Source organism: Tessaracoccus pujii, from assembly GCF_054483895.1.
The window spans coordinates 1,494,216-1,512,143 of record NZ_CM137012.1 but is presented as its reverse complement, the minus strand read 5'-3'; the positions used below and the strand labels follow the sequence as shown (position 1 = coordinate 1,512,143).

Below are 17,928 nucleotides of genomic sequence, written 5' to 3'. Positions count from 1 at the left end.
GGATGGGTTCGCGGAGCGTCCCCGCGTGGCTTGAGCGTGGCGCCCGCCGCGAACCCATCCATCGGCTCAAACCGCGGGGCCGGGAGGCCAGGGCTCAGAGGGGGAAGACGCGCGCTGCCTCGGCGGCGTGCACCCCCGACGCGCTGACCCGCGCGTCGTGCCAGGCCAGGCGGCCGACGGCGAGGGCCACGAACGTCTCCGGCGGCATCTCCACCACGTTGGGCGGCGTGCCGCGGGTGTGCTTCGGGCCGGTGTCGAAGCCGATCTGCACGGCCGCGAACGGCGGCACCCGCACCTCGATCGACGCCCCGGGGTGCCGCTCACCCAGCAGTGCGCAGCCGGCCCGGCAGACCGCGGCCGTGAGCTCGCGGGGCAGCGGCCTCGGGTCCGCCGCCGCACGGAGCAGCACGGCCGTCAGGTCCGGGCGACGGCGGGCCAGCTCAGCCTCAAGCGCCGGGTCCGCGCCCAGGCGCTCCCGCAGCGCCGCTACGACCGTCGGGGTGGGTTTGAACATGATCGGGCCAGGATATCCGCCCCGCCGCGACACCTGCGCCCCCGGTGGGCCGCGGCGTGACGAGGACTCACCCGCCGGCGGTCCCCCGTCGATAGTCTGGGCGCGTGGCCAGGTATCAGTCGCAGCCGGGGGAGTTCGCCCGCCGCGGGTTCGACTCAGCGACGGCGAGCGCGCGCGTCTGGGAACGCTGGCAGCAGCGGCTGGGCGCGGATCCGCCCGTGGATCTTGCGGTCTTCGAGCCGGTGGCGGACCGGGACCTGGCACTGGACTGCCTGGAGCGCCTGTCCGCGGCCGCGCCTGAGATGTTCGCCCGCATCGTCGACGAGGACGCCTGGCTCCGGCGGCTGGTCCTCGTGCTCGGCGGCTCGTCGGTCCTCGCCCAGACCCTCGTCCGTCACCCGGAGGAGGCCGAGAGACTCCGCGGGGACCCGCGCCCCCGGGGTCGCGGCGGGTGGCGCGAGTTCTTCGCCACCCGAGTCGGCGTGGTCGACGGCGTGGCGAGCGGGTCCGGGGACGCCCTCCGGCTCGCCAACCGGGTGGCGCTGCTCGAGATCGCCGCGCGCGACCTCAGCGCGACCGACCCCTTCGCCATCGCCGACGACATCGCCAACGAGATCGCCTACGTCGCCGACGCGGTGCTGGAGATGTCGCTGGCGCACGCCAGGGCCGAGGTCCCCGGATGGGAGAAGGCCCGGGTCGCGATCCTCGCCCTCGGCAAGACCGGCGCCGAGGAGCTCAACTACATCTCCGACGTCGACGTCGTCTACGTGGCCGAGCCCGCCCCGGGGGCCACCACGGACGAGGCCATCACCGTCGCCACCAGGCTGGCAGCCGCCCAGGCCAGGCTCTGCTCCGCCCACACGGCAGAGGGCACGATCTGGCAGGTCGACGCGGCCCTCCGCCCCGAGGGCAAGGCCGGTCCCCTGGTCCGGACGCTCACCAGCTACCGCTCCTACTACGAGAAGTGGGCGAAGAACTGGGAGTTCCAGGCCATGCTCAAGGCCCGGCCCGCCGCCGGCGACCTCGCGCTCGGCCAGGACTTCGTCGACATGGTGTGGCCGATGGTGTGGCAGGCCGGTGAGCGGCCGGAGTTCCTCGCCGAAGTGCGCGCCATGCGGGAGCGGGTGATCTCGCTCATCCCGGCCAAGCAGGCGGACAAGGAGATCAAGCTCGGTTCGGGGGGCCTGCGCGACACGGAGTTCTCCGTCCAGCTGCTGCAGCTGATGCACGGCCGCGCCGACGAGCGGCTCCGCGTGCGGGGCACGTTCACCGGGCTGAAGGCGCTGGTCGGTAACGGCTACATCGGGCGGGCCGACGGCGCCGAGATGATCGCCGCCTACCGGTTCCAGCGCGTCCTGGAACACCGGGTGCAGCTGAGGCGGCTGCGCCGCACCCACCTGGTGCCCGACGAGGAGGTGGCGGTCCGTCAGGTGGCCCGCTCGCTCGGACTCACGGGTGAGGAGCTGCTCGCCCGATGGCGGGACTCCACCCGCCGCGTCCGCCGGCTGCAGCAGCGCATCTTCTTCTCACCGCTGCTCGACGCCGTCAGCCACCTGCCCACCGATGGGCTCAAGCTCACGCCGGAGGCGGCCAAGACCCGCATGCGCGCCCTGGGTTTCGCGGATCCGCAGGCGGCGCTGGGCCACATCCAGGCCCTCACCCGCGGCGCCGACCGCGGGGCCGAGATCCAACGCCAGCTCCTGCCGGCCATGCTCGAGTGGTTCGCAGAGGGCCCCAACCCGGACTTCGGGCTGCTGGCCTTCCGGCAGCTGTCCGAGGCGCTGGGCACCTCGTCGTGGTACCTGCGGGCGCTGCGCGACGAGGGCTACATGGCGCACCGCCTGGCGCGGGTCGCCTCGTCGAGCCGGTACGTGGTGGACCTGCTCAAGCGCGCCCCGGACCACATCCAGATGCTGGCCGGCACCGACGAACTGCGCCCCCGCTCCGTCGAGGAGCTGACCGACGCCATGACGCGCGCCGCCAGCCGGCAGGATGATCCGGACAAGGCCATCGCCTCCGTGCGGGCGCTGCGTCGGGCCGAGCTGTGCCGCATCGCGTTGACCGACGTGCTCGGCAGCGCAGACCTGGCCACGGTGGGCTTGGCGCTGAGCGACCTCGCGTCGGCCACCATCGACGCCGGCCTGCTGCTGGCGCGCCGACGCGTGGACGCGCCCGAGGTGGGCGTCATCGCGCTGGGCCGCTGGGGCGGACGCGAGATGTCCTACTCCTCGGACGCGGACTGCATCTTCGTGGTCCCCGACGGCGTCGAGGGGGAGGACCTGACCCGCGCCACGGAGCTGGTGCGGCACCTGGCCGACATCGTCGGCAAGCCGGGCCCGGATCCGGCGCTGGTGCTGGACACGGACCTCCGGCCCGAGGGCAAGGGCGGGCCGCAGGTCCGCACTGTCTCCTCCTACGCCTCCTACTACGCCAAATGGGCCTCCACCTGGGAGGCGCAGATGCTGCTCAGGGCCAGGCCCGGCGCCGGGGACAGAAACCTGGCGGCCACCGTGGTGTCGGGCATCGACGGCTTCCGGTATCCGGACGGCGGGCTGCGGCCAGCGCAGGTGGTCGAGATCCGGAAGCTGAAATCCCGCATGGAGAACGAGCGGATCCCCAAGGGGGTCCCGCGGGAGCGGCACCTCAAGCTCGGCCCCGGCGGGCTGTCGGACGTGGAGTGGACGGTCCAACTGCTGCAGTTGCAGCACGCGCACGCCCACCCGGGGCTGCGCACCACCTCGACGCTGGACCCGTTGAGGCTCCTCGCCCGCCTCGACCTGCTGCAGGACTCCCAGGCCGCCCGGCTCGAGGCGGCGTGGGTGCGGGCCAGCGCGCTGCGTGACGCGATCATGCTGGTGCGTGGGCGCGCGGGCGATGCGCTGCCCGCGGACATCCGGGAGCTCGCGGCCATCTCCGTGCTGCTCGGGTACGGCCCAGGGGAGGCCTCCCGGCTGGTCGACGACACCCGTCGCCTCCTCCGCCGCGCCGGCGACGTGGTGGAGACCGTGTTCTGGGGCGGTTGAGACACCCCGTCGGGGGCCGCGGGGCCCGGTGCTACCATCGGAGGCAAACGTGTTCCGGGGTCGGTGCAAGTCCGAACCGGCGGTGACAGTCCGCGACCCCCGAGGCCCAGCAGGGCCGAAGGGTTGACTCGGTGGAATTCCGAGACCGACAGTCAGAGTCTGGATGGGAGGAACACGCGCCACGACGGCGCGCGCACGTCAACTGCGCGCACTCACGCCGTCGTCCCTGCGCGTACCCCGGGACCTGAATCGAAGGACCGGGCAGATGACCATCCAGGAGCGGCGGCGGGCGCGCACCCTCGCGCATCTCGGCGTGTGGTCGGCCTACCCTGCCCGCACCCGCCCCGCGGTGGGGGGCTGGAGGACCACGGTCGCGGCCTTCGCGGCCGTGCTGCTGCTCTGGTGGGCGGTCACCGCGGCCGGGCTCGTCGCCCCGCTCTACCTGCCCAACCCGGTCGACGTCGCGGCCCGCCTCGTGACGCAGGCCACCACCGGCGTCGCCTGGCGGTACCTTGCGCCCACGCTCGGTGCGGCGCTGCTGGGCGCCGTCCTGGCCATCGCCGTGGCCATCCCGCTCGGCGTCGTCATCACCCACTCCCGCCTCCTGGCGGCCGTGGTCGAGCCCTTCGTCGCCATCTCCCAGACCGTCCCGCTCGTGGCCATCGCCCCGCTGCTGGTGCTGTGGATCGGCTACGGCACCGTGCCCATCGCCGTGCTGTGCGCCATCATTGCGTTCTTCCCCATCGTCACCACGACGGTGGTGGGCCTGCGCTCGCTCGACATGCGGGTGGTGGAGAACGCGCTCCTCGACGGGGCCACCGCGTGGCAGCGCCTCGTGCACATCGAGGGACCCATGGCCGCCCCGGCCATCCTCGCCGGCGTCCGCGGAGGAGTGGTGCTTACCATGACCGGCGCCGTCGTCGGCGAACTCGTCATGGGCGGCGCCGGCCTAGGCACGCTCCTCACGCTCACCAGGGAGGCGGCAGACACAGCCGGACTGTTCGCCGTCGTCGCCTGGATCAGCCTCACCGCACTCACCCTGCACGGCCTCGTCCACGTCGCGGAACGCGCCGCCGTCGCCAGACTCCAAGGAGAAACCTCATGATCGCTCGTCGTTGCCTGCTGCTGGGCGGGATCGCCGCCGCCGGCGCCGTCGGACTCGCCGGATGCAGCCGGCCCGACGCCCGCCTGGCCGACGGCGCGCTCACCGTGGGACTCACCTACATCCCCAACGTGCAGTTCAGCGCCTTCTACCTCGGCGTCGCGCAGAGCATCTTCGCCAAGCACGGCCTCGACGTGACCCTGCGGCACCACGGGCAGCAGGAGGATGTGTTCGGGGCGGTGCTGGCGCGCGAGGAGCACGTCGTGTTCGCCTCCGCCGACGAGGCGATGGTGGCCGCCGCCAACGGCCAGGACCTGCGCACGTTCGCCACCAGCTACCAGACCTACCCGTTGGAGGTCATGGGCAGCGCGGCCCTCGGATCGGCCGACGACGGACTGGCCGTGCTGGCGGGGCGCAGACTCGGCATCCCCGGGCACTACGGCTCCAGCTACTACGCGGCGTTGGCCGCCATTCACGAGGCGGGCCTCACCGAGGGGGATGTGACGCTGATGGACATCGGCTACACGCAGCTGAGCGCGCTGGCCGCGGGCCAGGTGGACTTCATCATGGGATTCCGCAACAACGAGCTCATCCAGCTCCAGGCGCAGGGGGAGCCGGTGCTCTCCATCCCCATCTCCGACCCGGCGTCGCCGCGGCTCGTGGGCCCGAGCCTCGTCACTGTCGGGACGGAGGTGTCCGAGGACGTGCTGGCCGCGGTCGCGGCGGCCATGAAGGAGGCGGAGGAGGCGGTCATCGCCGACCCGGAGGCCGCGCTCGACGCCACCGCGGAGGAGGTGCCCGCCCTGGCGGACCCGGCCCAACGCGAGTCCGCCGCCCGGGTCCTGGAGGCGACGACGGCGCTGTGGACGCGCGACGGGGCGGTGGACGTGTCGCTGGACGTCGCGGCGTTCGGCCGGATGGCGGAGTTTCTCGTCGAGGTCGGCGTGATCGAGCAGGCCCCGGCCAGCCCCTACGTGGACCTGGCCTGACCTCGGGATCAGGGGGAGCGGTCAGATCTCGACGAGGGTGCGCCCGTGGCGCCGGCCCGCCAGCAGGTCCTCGCCGGCCGCGATGACTCCGTCGAGGCCGATGCGCGTGGTCATCGCGTCCAACAGGTCGACGTCGACGCCCCGGGCCAGCACCCGCCAGGCGTCGGCGCGGTCGTCGATCTCCGCCCACACCGAGTCGATGCCCGCGAGAGTCACGCCCCTCAGGATGAACGGCAGGACGCTGGTGGGCAGGTCCGCCGAACCGGCGAGCCCGCACGCCGCGACCACGCCGTGCGGCGCCGTCTGGGCGATGGCGTTGGCGAGGATCTGGCCCCCGACCGAGTCGATGACGCCACCGTAGGCGGCCTTCTGCAGGGGCCGGCCGGCGGCGCCCAGCTCGTCGCGCGGGACGACGGTGTCCGCGCCCAGCTCCCGGAGGTAGTCGCCGAGCTCCTCCGGCCTGCCGGTCACGGCCGTCACGTCGAAGCCCGCCGAGGCGAGCAGCATCGTCGCGATCGACCCGACGCCGCCCGTGGCCCCGGTCACCAGGACCGGTCCGTCGCCGGGGGAGACGCCCTCCATCACGAGCCGCAGCACGGCGAGCGCGGCGGTGTAGCCGGCGGTGCCGAGGGCGGCGGCGCGCTCGGGGGTGAGGCCGTCGGGGACGCGGACGGCGAGGTCGGCATCCGCTCGGGCCAGGGTGGCGTACCCGCCGTGCCTGGTCTCCGACAGGCCGGCGCCGTTGAGGACCAGCCACTCGCCCGGTGACCAGCGCTCGTCAGGGGATTCGACGACGCGGCCCACCATGTCGATGCCCGCGATGAGCGGCTTCTGCCGCACCACCCCCGGGCGTCCGGTGACAGCGAGGGCATCCTTGTAGTTGAGGTCCGAATAGACCACCTGCACCAGGACACCCTCGTCGGTCAGCAGCTCCTCGCAGCCCTCCTCGAGGGCCACACCGTCATCTCGCACCACGATTCCACGCATGGCACCACCCTACGGGGTGCGCCCGGGGAGGGACCTGCGATCGGAGTCGAGTTTCGCGGGCCACCAGATGGCGGGCCCGATGTCGTGGCTGAGCGCCGGCACCAGCAGCGTGCGCACCAGGAAGGTGTCGATGAGCACGCCGAACGCGACGATGAACGCCAGCTGCAGCAGGAACAGGATGGGCAGCACCGCCAGGGCCGCGAAGGTCGCGGCGAGCACCAGCCCGGCCGAGGTGATCACACCGCCGGTGACCGCGAGGCCGCGCGTGATGCCCTCCCGGGTGCCGTGCGCGAGCGACTCCTCCCGCACCCTTGTCATGAGGAAAATGTTGTAGTCGATGCCCAGGGCCACCAGGAACACGAACCCGTACAGCGGCACCGACGGGTCGGCCCCCGGCAGGTCCAGCACCCGGTTGAACACCAGCGCGGCGGTGCCCATCGCGGTGCCGAACGACAGCACCGTGGTGATGATCAGCACCACAGGGGCCACGATGCTGCGCAGCAGCAGGATGAGGATGAGCAGGATCACGACCAGCACCAGCGGGATGATGACGTTGCGGTCGCGGATGGACGTGTCGCGGGTGTCGATGTTGGTGGCGGTCTCGCCGCCGATTTGCGCGCTGCCGTCGAGCTCCGCGCGGAGCGCGCGCACGGTGTCGGCGGCCTCGTCGCTGTCCGCGCTGTCGGCGAGCGTGGCCAGCAGCATGACCTGGCCGTCGCTGACCGTGGGCGCAGGCGCGGGTGTTCCGGGCGGGCCGAGCGGCTGCACGCCGTCGGCGGTCACCGGGGCCGTGCCGGCTGGGGAGTCCGCGGCCACGACGGAGACGGAGTCCACGCCGTCGCCGGCGAGGAGGCGGTCGGTGACCTCCTGCAGGCGGGCCTCGTCCGTCAGCACGCGGGCGGGGCTGCCGGAGCCGGCGGGGAAATGCTCCGCGAGCTCGGCCTGGCCGTCGCGGGCCTCGGACCGGCCGAGGACGAACTCGCTCGGCGGCACGCCGTCGGCCTTGAGGGTGGGCACGAACGCCGCGCCGAGGGCCAGGAGGAGGGCGGAGACGATCCACACGGTCCGCGGGCGCCTGGCGACCAGGCCCGCGGCCTTGGCGTAGACGCCGGTGGTCATCTGGGTGTCGTCGCCGCGGTGCGGGTCGAAGCGGGGGCGTCGGGGCCAGTAGGAGGCGCGGCCCATGAGGTAGAGCATGCTCGGCAGCAGGGTGAGCGCGGCCAGCATCGCGAACACGATGCCGATGGCGGCGACGGGGCCGAGGGAGCGGCTGGATCCGAGGTCGCTGAGCAGCAGGCACATGAGCCCGGCGATGACGGTGCCGCCGGAGGCGAGAACGGGCTCGACGACGCCCTTGATCGCGGCCCTGGTGGCCTCCGCCCTGGACGCGCGGCGCTTCAGCTCCTCGGCGTAGCGGGCCGTGTAGAGCAGCGAGTAGTCCGTGGCGGCGCCGATGACGAGGATGAACAGGATGCCCTGGGTCTGCCCGGTGAGCGTGACGACGCCCGCCTTCGCCAGCCACCAGTTGGTCAGCAGCGCCACGCACAGGGCGAACAGGCTGGTGGCCAGGACCGCGAACGGCAGGACGAGCGAGCGGTACACCACCAGCAGGATCACCAGCACCACGGCCAGCGCGACGATGAGCAGCAGCCCGTCGATGCCGCTGAACGCCTCGGTGATGTCGGCCGTGAAACCGGCCGGGCCGGTGACGTACGTATTCACGCCGTCGGGCAGGCCCTCGGGGAGATCGGTGCGCAACTGCTCGACGATCCCCGCGATATCACCCTCGGAGTCCACGCCCGCGAACACCTGCGCTGCCATGCCGTCCTCCGACGGGATCAGCGGCGAGATGCTCTCCACGCCCTCGACGTCGACCAGCGCCGCCGCGCGGTCACGCAGCTCGGCCAGGGTCTCGGCCGAGAGCGCCTCGTCGGAGCTGAACAGCACGATGGCCGGCACCGTCGAGCTGTCGACGAAGTCCAGGTAGCGGTCGCCGACGATCGTGGCCTCCGAACTGGTGGGGAGGAACGTGGATTGGTCGTTGGTGGCCACCTCGTCGATCCGGCCGAAGTAGGGGCCCCCGATCCCAGCGCTGACGAGCCAGATGAGGATGAGGGTGAGGGGGATCGCGATGCGCGCGAGTCTGGTCTTGGGCACGGGCTCAGCCTAGGGTCGCGCGGCTGCGCGGTGGAGGGTCGCGGGGTCGGCCAAACGGTTGATGTCAACGCCGGCGGCCCCCGGCGCTGCACTGCTGCAGGGCCGGGGGCCGCCGTCTGGTCTCACATGTCAGAGCGCGTAGTACAGCTCGAACTCGTGCGGGTGCGGCCGCATCGCGATGGCCTGGATCTCAGCGCGCTTGAGCTCGATCCACGTCTCGATGAGGTCCGGGGTGAACACGCCACCGGCCAGCAGGAACTCGTGGTCCGCCTCGAGGGCGTCGAGCACCGCGCCGAGCGAACCCGGCACCGTCGGCACCAGAGCGTGCTCGTCCGGGGGCAGCTCGTAGAGGTCCTTGTCGATCGGGGCCATGGGCTCGATGCGGTTCTGGATGCCGTCGAGGCCGGCCAGCAGCATGGCCGCGAAGGCCAGGTACGGGTTCGACGACGGGTCCGGGCAGCGGAACTCGATGCGCTTGGCCTTCGGGTTGGATCCCGTGATCGGGATGCGGATGCACGCGGAGCGGTTGCGCTGCGAGTAGACCAGGTTGACCGGGGCCTCGAAGCCGGGCACCAGGCGGTGGAAGGAGTTCACCGACGGGTTGGTGAACGCCAGCAGCGACGGGGCGTGCTTGAGCAGGCCGCCGATGTACCAGCGGGCCATGTCGGAGAGCCCGGCGTAACCGTTCTCGTCGTAGAACAGGGGCACGCCCTCGTTCCAGATGGACTGGTGGCAGTGCATTCCGGAGCCGTTGTCACCGAAGATGGGCTTCGGCATGAAGGTCGCCGTCTTGCCGGCCTCCCACGCGGTGTTCTTGACGAGGTACTTGAACTTCATCACGTCGTCTGCGGACTTCAGCAGCGTGTCGAACTTCCAGTTGATCTCGGCCTGGCCGGCGGTGCCGACCTCGTGGTGGGCGCGCTCGACGATGAGACCGGCGTTGGCCATGTGTCGCACGATGTCGTCGCGGAGGTCACCGAAGTGGTCCACGGGGGCGACGGGGAAGTAGCCGCCCTTGAACTTCACCTTGTAGCCGCGGTTGCCGCCGTCCTCGACGCGGCCGGTGTTCCAGGCGCCGGCCTCGGAGTCGATGTGGTAGTACGACGAGTTCGCCGTCGTCTCGAACCGGATGTCGTCGAAGACGTAGAACTCGGCCTCGGGGGCGAAGTAGGCGGTGTCGCCGATGCCGGTGGAGGAGAGGTACGCCTGCGCCTTCCGCGCGATGTTGCGCGGGTCGCGGGAGTAGGGCTCCTTCGTCAGCGGGTCGTGCACGAAGAAGTTGACGTTGAGCGTCTTCGACTTGCGGAAGGGATCCACGTAGGCGGTGGTGGGATCGGGCATCAGCGACATGTCCGACTCGTGGATCTTCTGGAAGCCCGTGATCGACGAGCCGTCGAAGTTCAGCCCCTCCTCGAAGACCTCGGGGCCGAAGAACGCGGCCGGGACGGTGAAGTGCTGCATGACCCCGGGCAGGTCGCAGAAGCGCACATCGATGGTCTCGATGCCTTCTTCCTTGACGTAAGCCAGCAGGTCGTCTGCGCCTTGGAACATGGGCGGATCATTCCTAACGTGTCGGTGTAGTGGTGCTGACGTTACTGTGGCATCTTTGCTCGGCAGTTGCCGGTGGGTAACAGCACTGTTACAGCTTCGGCGAGGGCGGGGCGGTGCGGGGACCGGCGTCAGCGGGTCTGGCGGGGCATCGACGCGGCCGCCAGGATCAGCATGCCGACGACGAGCCCCGCCAGGAGCCCGATCCCCACCCACGTGCCGGACGCCACCTCCGCGTTGCCGGTCAGATCCACCACGGCATCGGCGGCCCACGTCATGGGCAGGACCCGCGCGACGGCGGCCAGCGCGTCGGGCATCTGGTCCACGGGAGCGAAGAGCCCGGACAGGAAGATCTGGGGCCCGATGAACATCGGCATGAACTGCACCGCCTGGAACTCGGTCCGGGCGTAGGCGCTGGCCAGCAGCCCGAAGGACACCCCGACGAGGGCGTCGAGCAGGGTGATCACCAGCAGCACCCAGAGGGGACCCTCGATGTCCACGCCGAACACGCCCAGCACGAACGTGGCGAGCAGCGAGGCCTGGGCCACGCCGAGCACGCCGAACACCAGCCCGTAGGAGGCCAGCAGGTTCCAGCGGCTCAGCGGTGTGGTGAGCAGCCGCTCGAGGGTTCCGGTGGTGCGCTCGCGCAGCATCGCGATGGACGTGACCAGGAACATCAGCATCATCGGCAGCACGGCCAGCATCGTCGGCCCGATCCTGTCGAACGCCGTCGGCGCCCCCGGCGGGGTGGGCAGGTCGATCATCACATAGTACAGCAGCGAGATGAACACGAGGGGCAGCACCATCACCAGGCCGATGGTGCGCGGGTCCGCGTGCAGCTGGGCCAGGATCCGGGCGACGGTGGCCAACGGTGCCATGCGGCTGCGCTCCGCGGCGTGCCGCGGCCCGCTCATGCCGCGACCTCGCGTCGGACGAGCGCCAGGAAGGCGGCCTCAGGGGTCGCGGCGCCGCTGGCGGCCAGGAGTTCGTCCATGTGCCCGCTGGCCAGGAAGTGGCCCTCGCGCATGAGCAGGACGGAGTCGCAGCGGGTGGCCTCGTCCATGACGTGGCTGGAGACCAGCAGGGTCGTCCCGCCCGAGGCGAGCTTCCGGAAGTGCTCCCACAGCGATTCCCGAGTCAGCGGGTCGAGTCCGACGGTGGGCTCGTCCAGGATCAGCACCTCCGGCTTCCCGACGAGCGCGCAGGCCAGGGACGCCCGGCTGGCCTCGCCGCCGGAGAGGGTCTCGACGCGCCGGTTCGCCAGGGCCGCCAGTTCGACGTAGGAGATCGCGTCGTCGGCGGCCTCGTCGGGGGCGCCGTGGAGGCGGGCGAAGAGGAGGACGTTGGCGCGCACGGAGATGTCACGGTAGATGCTCAGGGCCTGGCTGGTGTAGGACACGCGACGGCGCAGCTGCGGATCCCCGGCAGGGAGGCCGAGAACGTTCAGCGTGCCGGACGTGATCTTCTGGACCCCCACCATCGACCGCATCAGGGTGGTCTTGCCGCACCCGGACGGGCCGAACAGGCCGGTGACGGAGCCGGGGGCGAGGGTGAAGTCGATGCCGTGCAGGATCTCGTTCCTGGCCCGGTGGACGACGAGGCCGCGGGCCTCTGCGGCAGGATGCGCCATGCCCAGGAATCTACTCCTGGCCCGATGTCCCAGGCCCTGGGGACGCATGGCGCGCCGACGCCCCGCCTCCGTGCGGGGGCGGGGCGTCGGCGGTTGTTCAGGCGCTGAACTGCGGCCGGGCGTCGTAGACGCCCTGGTCCAGGATGCCCTCGCGCTTGCCGACGATCGCCGCCACCAGCGCCTGGCCGGTGACGTTGAGCGCGGTGCGCCCCATGTCGACGATGGGCTCCACGGCCAGCAGCAGTCCCACGCCGGCCAGCGGAAGGCCGAGCGTCGACAGCGTCAACGTCAGCATCACCGTCGCGCCGGTGGTGCCGGCGGTGGCGGAGGACCCGAGCACCGCGACGAACGCGATGAGCAGGTAATGGGTGAGGTTGAGGTCGATGCCGTAGAACTGGGCCACGAAGATCGAGGCGAGCGCGGGGAACACCGCGGCGCAGCCGTCCATCTTCGTGGTGGCGCCCAGCGGCACGGCGAAGCTGGCGTACTGGCGCGCGACCCCGAGGTTGCGCTCGACCACCTGCTCGGTGACGGGCATGGTGCCCATCGACGAGCGGGTCACGAAGCCCAGCGAGATGGCCGGCCAGACGTTGCGGTAGAACTGGCGAACCCCGAGGCCGTGCAGCCTGAGGATGGCGGGGTAGACGACCACCCACACGATGATCAGGCCGATGTAGAGCGCCACGACGAAGGATCCGAGCGAGGCCAGCGAGGTCCACCCGTAGGTGGCCACGGCCTTGCCGATGAGCGCCGCGGTGCCGACGGGGGCCAGGCGGATGATCCACCACAGCACCTTCTGGATCACGGCAAGCGCGGACTCCATGAAGCCCACGAGGGGTGCGGCCTTGTCGCCCACCTTGACCGCGGCGATGCCGAAGAGGATCGACACCACGAGGACCTGCAGGACGGAGAAGTTGGGCGCGGCCGTGAAGCCGGCCTCGGCGTCACCTGAGACGCGGATGCCAAGGCCGAGGATGTTGGACGGGATGAGGCCGAGCAGGAACGCCGACCAGGACCCGACACGGCCGGGTTCGGCGGCGGTCTCGGGGTTCACCCCGGCGGTCAGCCACGGCCCGGAGACCAGGCCGACGGCGATGCCGACGACGACGCTCGCGAAGGCCGTCACGGCGAACCAGATGAGCGTCTGAACGGCCAGCCGGGCCGCGTTGGTGACCTCGCGGAGGCGGGCGATGGACGAGATGACGGCGGTGACGACGAGCGGCACCACCAGGAGGGTGAGCAGGCTGACGTACGCGCTGCCCACCTCGGACAGGAGCGTGGCGAGCCAGTTGCGTTCCTGGCCGGCGGGGCCGATGGCGACGGCCACCAGGCCGAGGATCAGGCCGACGACGAGGCCGACGCCGATCTGGAATCCGAGGTTGGCATAGAAGGGTTTGCGGGGCTGCGGCGTCGCCTCAAGGGCGCGCTCAGAGGTGGCTGTGGACATGATGGGGTGTTTCCTTTGCTGGGGTGGAGGGGCCGGCGGAGCGAGGTCAGCGACAGCCGCTGACCTGGACGCGGCAGAGGTCCACCCACAGGCGGACGACGAGCAAAGGCATGCACCCACCTTCCCACGCCGTGCCCGTGGGGAGCAAAAGCGTTCGCCACCGGCGGATCGGGCGCTGCTAGGCTGCCGCGCGTGACCACCACCCCCGCTGAGTACCCCGGCTCCACCCTCGGCCTGCGCGTCTCCGGGCCGGGCTCGCTGGCGTCGTGGCGGGCGCGCGTGGCGGCGATGATCGGCGACTGGGCCGCCAGCATGGTCGTGGCGATCGCGCTGTTCGGCATCGAGGTGATGACGGCATCCGGCTGGAAGTCGTTCATGATCCTGGCCGTCTACTTCGTCGAGGCGAGCCTCCTGACGGCACTGGCCGGGGGATCCTTCGGCCAACTCATCGCGCGGATCGGCATCACGAGGACCGACGGGGGGCCGCTGGGCTGGTGGCGCCCCGTGGTGCGCACCGCGCTCAAGTGCCTCGTGGTCCCCGCGATCGTGGTCGGCGCGGAGCGCCGGGCGCTCACCGATCTCCTCCTCGGCACCGTGGTGGTCAACCGCCGTTGACCGCCTTCAGCGGCGGCCCCACTCCCAGGCGGGCCGGCTGAGCATGCCCTGGCCGTCGACGATGGTCTCACCCAGGTCCTTGACCAGCTCCACCACCTCCAGGTCCTCGTCCGGCACCGCATCGGTGAGGGCCCCCACCAGCGCCGCGGAATGCGTGACCACGACGATCTGGGTGTCCGCCGACGCCCGGCCGATCAGCCGCGCGAGCGGCGCCACGAGGCTGGGATGCAGGCTGTTCTCCGGTTCGTTGATGGCCATGAGCGGCGGCCGGACCGGCGCCAGCAGCGCCGCCAGCCACATGAGGTACCGCAGCGTCCCGTCCGACAACTCGGCGCCGCGGAGGGGACGGAGCATGCCCGGCTGCTGGAGCGTCAGCTCGAACACGCCGTCGCGCACGTCCACGCGCACGCGGCTGCCGGGGAACGCGTCCGCCACGGACTCCGGGAGGGGCTCCTTCCCGCGCTCGACGATGGTCTGCACCGCCGCCGCGACGTCCGAGCCGTCGGAGGCCATCGCCCACGTCCTGGTTCCGACGCGCGGCTGGCGGGCTGGGGCGTCGGCGTCTGTACGCAGCGCGTCGTAGAAGCGCCAGGCGGCGAGGTGATCGCGCAGCGGGCGGAGCTCCGGCGCGTCCGCCAGCATGGAGGCGTGGGTGGGCAGCTGGAAGGGCAGCTCGTGCCAGGGGCCCTCGTCGCGGACCTCGACGGCGGAGCGGCGCCGCCTCGCCACCATGGTGCCGGGCCGCATCACGGGGCCGCCCCAGGCGGCCTCGCGCTTGATCTCCGGGTCCCGGCCGAACGCCGTCGAACAGTCCGGCGTGGGGAGGCCGAGGTCGATGAGGTAGGACAGCGCGTCCGCGCCGACGCCGAGCCGCAGCGACACCGGGCCCACCCGTCGGGTGCCCTCGACGGCGTGCCCGCGGCGCGCCCCGGCCAGCGACTCGGGCCCGGCCCACAGGGCGGAACTCAGACCGCCCTCGCGGGCCAGCGAGCCGACCGCGTCTCCCAGCGCGCAGCCCGCCAGCAGGCGCAGCGCGCGGTACAGGCTGGACTTGCCTGAGCCGTTGGCGCCAGTGACGACGGTGACGCGCCCGAGGCGGACCACTACATCCCGCAGTGAGCGATACCCGGCGACGGCGAGGGTGCGATACATGCCGGCCACCCTAGGCGGCCCCTCCGACGCTTCTCAGGGCTGCCTGCTGGCTGGGGCATCGAGTTGAGCCGATGGAGGGGTTCGACGGCTGGCCCCCGCGTGACCTGAGCGCGACCCTCGCCGCGAACCCCTCCATCGGCTCAACGCACGACCCTCGCCGCGAACCCCTCCATCGGCTCAACGCACGACCCTCGCCGCGAACCCCTCCATCGGCTCAACGCGCGTGCCCGACGGTGGGGTCAGTCGGCCGTCTCCAGCCACGCCTCTTCGAGCCGCTCGTACCGGGCCTCGGCCTCGCGCAGGGCCTTGTCCAGGTCTCCCAGCTGGCCGAAGTCCGTGGCCGCGTCCGCCATCCTGGCGTGCAGGCGGTCGATCTCCGCAGCGGTCTTCTCCAACTGGCCCTCGATCCGGGACAGGTCCTTCTTCCGCTGCCGCTCCGTCGCGGCATCCGATCGCGCGGCCGGGCCGGCGGAGGAGGCCGCCTGGCCCGCCGTGGACTTCGCCCGCCTGCGCCGGTCCAGGTACTCCTCGACGCCGCCTGGCAGCAGCGCGCAGGAGCCGTCGCCGAGCAGCGCGTAGGTGTAGTCCGTGATCCGCTCGAGGAAGTACCGGTCGTGGCTGACCACGATCAGGGTGCCCGGCCAGCTGTCGAGGTAGTCCTCGATGATGGTGAGGGTGTCGATGTCGAGATCGTTGGTGGGCTCGTCGAGGATCATCACGTTGGGCTCGGTGAGCAGCAGCCGCAGCAGCTGAAGGCGCCGACGCTCGCCGCCGCTCAGATCACCGATCCGGGCGACCAGCTTGTCTCCGGTGAACCCGAACTCCTCGAGCAGAGACGACGCCGTGGCCTCGCGGCCGGTGGCGAGCTTCGTCTCCTCCTTGAGGCGCTTGACCGAGTCCAGCACGCGGTCCGCGTCGTCCAGCTCGCCGACGGTCTGCGACAGGTAGCCCAGCCGCAACGTCTTGCCGCGCTTGATCCTGCCCGACTGCGGCTCGCGGTCCCCCGAGAGCAGATCCAGCAGGGTGGTCTTCCCTGCGCCGTTGACGCCGACCAGCCCGATCCGGTCGCCGGGCCCGATGGACCACGTCAACCGGTCCAGGAGCGTGCGGTCCTCGACGGCGTAGGTGACGTTGGTGAGGTCGAACACGTCCTTGCCGAGCCGGGTCACGGCGAACTGCTGCAGCGCCATCTTGTCGCGTGGCTCGGGCTCGTCGGCGATCAGGACGTTGGCGGCGTCGATGCGGAACTTCGGCTTCGACGTGCGCGCGGGCGCGCCCCTGCGCAGCCACGCCAACTCCTTGCGGGCCAGGTTCTTGCGCCGCGACTCGTTGACCGATGCCTGCCGCTGGCGTTCCACGCGGGCGAGCACGTACGCGGCGTATCCGCCGTCGTAGGCGTCGATGACGCCGTCGTGCACCTCCCAGATCCGCGTGCAGATGGCGTCGAGGAACCAGCGGTCGTGGCTGACCACCAGCATGGCCAGCCCCGCCCTGGTGCGGGCCTGCAGGTGGGTGGCGAGGAAGGCGATGGCCTCGACGTCGAGGTGGTTGGTGGGCTCGTCGAGGACGACGAGGTCGTGGTGGCCGAGCAGCACCGCGACCAGCCCGACGCGGCGTCGCTCGCCGCCCGAGAGCGTGTCCAGGCGCCTGTCGAGCTCCACGTCAGCCAGCAGCGCCTCGACGACACCGCGCTTGTCCGCGTCCGCCGCCCACACGTGGTCCGGTTCGCCGTCGACGATCCAGTCTCGCACCGTCTGGGCGTCGTCGCCGACGGTGGTCTGGGTCAGCACGCCGATGGAGGAGTTGGTGGCCACGGTGACGCGCCCGGCGTCCGGCTCGAGGTCGCCGGTGAGGATGCGCAGCAGCGTGGTCTTGCCGTCGCCGTTGCGGCCCACGACGCCGATCACCTCGCCGACGCCGAGGCCGAGGGAGACCGAGTCGAGCAGGATGCGGGTCCCGAAGCCGTGCGTGACGGCCTCCAGGTTGACCAGGTTCGCCACGCGTCAGCGGCCGCGCATGGCGGACCGGGCGCCCTTCATCTGGATGGGGCCCTTCGGGATGGGGGCCTTCGGGCGCATGGCGTCGAGGGCGCGCAGGCGCTGGCTGACCTCGGTGATCTTGGCCGGCGTGAGGGTCTTGGGGAGCTTCTTGATCTCGGCCGCCAGCTTGTCCAGGGGCACCTGGCCGGCACCCTTGCCCATCTGGATGACCTTCACCGCGACCCCGAACGCGACCTGCTCGTGCTTCTTCTTCTCCGCCGCCAGCAGGGGCTTCAGCCGGGCCGGCTCGCCCTCGCCGATCAGGACCAGGCCGCCGGGGCCCAGCGTGCGGTGCACCGCGTCGAGGCTCCTCGTCGCGGTGATCACCGGCGTGGAGATCCACTGCTTGGGCAGCATCTGCAGCGCCACCTCGGCCGAGCCGGCCTGGCCCTCGAAGCGGCGGTAGACGGCCTTGCGGGCACGCCACGTGAACACCGACATGGCGCCCAGGACGCCGGCGGAGATGCCGACGATGCCCCAGATGAGCCAGGCGTCCAGCACGATGCCCAGGATCAGCAGCGCGGCGAACGGCACGACGAAGCCGCCGAGCATGAGCCACGGGAGGACCTTGTCGAACTGCGATGTGACCTTGTAGGTCTCGCGCAGCTGGCGCCACCAGCCCCAGTCCTTGGGGTCTGTGGAGTTCTTCTTCGCCAGTTTGGCGGCTTTCAGTTCAGCCTTCTGCTTCTCCGCTAGCGCCTTGGCTCTCTCGCTGGCCATCGTGT

Annotated in this window: 14 protein-coding genes and 1 riboswitch; of the genes, 4 read left to right on the top strand and 10 right to left on the bottom strand. The window is 71.6% G+C overall.

What is annotated here, in order from left to right:
• Positions 1-94: 94 nt before the first annotated feature.
• Positions 95-514, bottom strand: coding sequence for a sterol carrier family protein (locus tag ACX1D0_RS07365; RefSeq protein ID WP_459020224.1), 420 nt, complete (start codon positions 512-514; stop codon positions 95-97).
• A 104-nt stretch (positions 515-618) separates the two neighbouring features.
• Here ACX1D0_RS07365 and ACX1D0_RS07360 point away from each other — a divergent pair, with 104 nt between their 5' ends.
• The 3 genes from ACX1D0_RS07360 (at position 619) to ACX1D0_RS07350 (ending at position 5,628) form a co-directional block, all read left to right on the top strand.
• A complete protein-coding gene (locus ACX1D0_RS07360) occupies positions 619-3,537 on the top strand; it encodes a bifunctional [glutamine synthetase] adenylyltransferase/[glutamine synthetase]-adenylyl-L-tyrosine phosphorylase (RefSeq protein WP_459020223.1) in 2,919 nt (972 codons plus the stop codon).
• Between the two features lie 46 nt (positions 3,538-3,583).
• A riboswitch (FMN riboswitch) is annotated at positions 3,584-3,716 on the top strand.
• Between the two features lie 86 nt (positions 3,717-3,802).
• Positions 3,803-4,642 (top strand): ABC transporter permease, encoded by an 840-nt coding sequence (locus tag ACX1D0_RS07355; RefSeq protein ID WP_459020222.1) that lies wholly within the window; start codon positions 3,803-3,805, stop codon positions 4,640-4,642.
• A complete protein-coding gene (locus ACX1D0_RS07350; RefSeq protein ID WP_459020221.1) occupies positions 4,639-5,628 on the top strand; it encodes an ABC transporter substrate-binding protein in 990 nt (329 codons plus the stop codon). The genes ACX1D0_RS07355 and ACX1D0_RS07350 overlap by 4 nt, the downstream gene beginning before the upstream one ends.
• Before the next feature lie 21 nt (positions 5,629-5,649).
• On the opposite strand, the gene ACX1D0_RS07345 is transcribed toward ACX1D0_RS07350, so the two are convergent.
• From ACX1D0_RS07345 to ACX1D0_RS07320, 6 genes are all read right to left on the bottom strand, one after another.
• Positions 5,650-6,615, bottom strand: a complete 966-nt coding sequence (locus tag ACX1D0_RS07345) for an MDR family oxidoreductase (RefSeq protein ID WP_459020220.1) — start codon at positions 6,613-6,615, stop codon at positions 5,650-5,652.
• Positions 6,616-6,624: 9 nt separating this feature from the next.
• Complete coding sequence (locus ACX1D0_RS07340) at positions 6,625-8,772, bottom strand: MMPL family transporter (protein WP_459020219.1); 2,148 nt, start codon at positions 8,770-8,772, stop codon at positions 6,625-6,627.
• Between the two features lie 129 nt (positions 8,773-8,901).
• Entirely contained in the window at positions 8,902-10,323 is a 1,422-nt protein-coding gene (glnA, locus tag ACX1D0_RS07335; RefSeq protein ID WP_459020218.1) for a type I glutamate--ammonia ligase, read from the bottom strand.
• A 128-nt stretch (positions 10,324-10,451) separates the two neighbouring features.
• A complete protein-coding gene (locus tag ACX1D0_RS07330) occupies positions 10,452-11,234 on the bottom strand; it encodes an ABC transporter permease (RefSeq protein ID WP_459020217.1) in 783 nt (260 codons plus the stop codon).
• Positions 11,231-11,950, bottom strand: coding sequence for an ABC transporter ATP-binding protein (locus ACX1D0_RS07325; protein ID WP_459020216.1), 720 nt, complete (start codon positions 11,948-11,950; stop codon positions 11,231-11,233). Before ACX1D0_RS07325 ends, ACX1D0_RS07330 begins: the two co-directional genes overlap by 4 nt.
• A gap of 97 nt (positions 11,951-12,047) precedes the next feature.
• Entirely contained in the window at positions 12,048-13,397 is a 1,350-nt protein-coding gene (locus tag ACX1D0_RS07320; RefSeq protein ID WP_459020215.1) for a dicarboxylate/amino acid:cation symporter, read from the bottom strand.
• A gap of 192 nt (positions 13,398-13,589) precedes the next feature.
• Here ACX1D0_RS07320 and ACX1D0_RS07315 point away from each other — a divergent pair, with 192 nt between their 5' ends.
• A complete protein-coding gene (locus ACX1D0_RS07315; protein WP_459020214.1) occupies positions 13,590-14,012 on the top strand; it encodes an RDD family protein in 423 nt (140 codons plus the stop codon).
• Positions 14,013-14,018: 6 nt separating this feature from the next.
• Here ACX1D0_RS07315 and ACX1D0_RS07310 read toward each other — a convergent pair whose 3' ends face one another.
• From ACX1D0_RS07310 to ACX1D0_RS07300, 3 genes are all read right to left on the bottom strand, one after another.
• Positions 14,019-15,164 carry an AAA family ATPase gene (locus ACX1D0_RS07310; RefSeq protein ID WP_459020213.1) on the bottom strand — a complete coding sequence of 382 codons (1,146 nt, stop codon included), beginning with the start codon at positions 15,162-15,164 and terminating at the stop codon, positions 14,019-14,021.
• Positions 15,165-15,403: 239 nt separating this feature from the next.
• A complete protein-coding gene (locus ACX1D0_RS07305; RefSeq protein ID WP_459020212.1) occupies positions 15,404-17,164 on the bottom strand; it encodes an ABC-F family ATP-binding cassette domain-containing protein in 1,761 nt (586 codons plus the stop codon).
• 3 nt (positions 17,165-17,167) lie between these two features.
• Complete coding sequence (locus ACX1D0_RS07300; RefSeq protein WP_459020211.1) at positions 17,168-17,923, bottom strand: DUF4191 domain-containing protein; 756 nt, start codon at positions 17,921-17,923, stop codon at positions 17,168-17,170.
• Positions 17,924-17,928 lie beyond the last annotated feature (5 nt).

What these genes read in the sequence shown, in the direction of transcription:
- ACX1D0_RS07365 (WP_459020224.1), bottom strand. Translation starts at nt 514, where the DNA reads ATGTTCAAACCCACCCCGACGGTCGTAGCGGCGCTGCGGGAGCGCCTG.
- ACX1D0_RS07355 (WP_459020222.1), top strand. Translation starts at nt 3,803, where the DNA reads ATGACCATCCAGGAGCGGCGGCGGGCGCGCACCCTCGCGCATCTCGGC.
- ACX1D0_RS07350 (WP_459020221.1), top strand. Translation starts at nt 4,639, where the DNA reads ATGATCGCTCGTCGTTGCCTGCTGCTGGGCGGGATCGCCGCCGCCGGC.
- ACX1D0_RS07345 (WP_459020220.1), bottom strand. Translation starts at nt 6,615, where the DNA reads ATGCGTGGAATCGTGGTGCGAGATGACGGTGTGGCCCTCGAGGAGGGC.
- glnA (WP_459020218.1), bottom strand. Translation starts at nt 10,323, where the DNA reads ATGTTCCAAGGCGCAGACGACCTGCTGGCTTACGTCAAGGAAGAAGGC.
- ACX1D0_RS07330 (WP_459020217.1), bottom strand. Translation starts at nt 11,234, where the DNA reads ATGAGCGGGCCGCGGCACGCCGCGGAGCGCAGCCGCATGGCACCGTTG.
- ACX1D0_RS07325 (WP_459020216.1), bottom strand. Translation starts at nt 11,950, where the DNA reads ATGGCGCATCCTGCCGCAGAGGCCCGCGGCCTCGTCGTCCACCGGGCC.
- ACX1D0_RS07320 (WP_459020215.1), bottom strand. Translation starts at nt 13,397, where the DNA reads ATGTCCACAGCCACCTCTGAGCGCGCCCTTGAGGCGACGCCGCAGCCC.
- ACX1D0_RS07310 (WP_459020213.1), bottom strand. Translation starts at nt 15,164, where the DNA reads ATGTATCGCACCCTCGCCGTCGCCGGGTATCGCTCACTGCGGGATGTA.
- ACX1D0_RS07300 (WP_459020211.1), bottom strand. Translation starts at nt 17,923, where the DNA reads ATGGCCAGCGAGAGAGCCAAGGCGCTAGCGGAGAAGCAGAAGGCTGAA.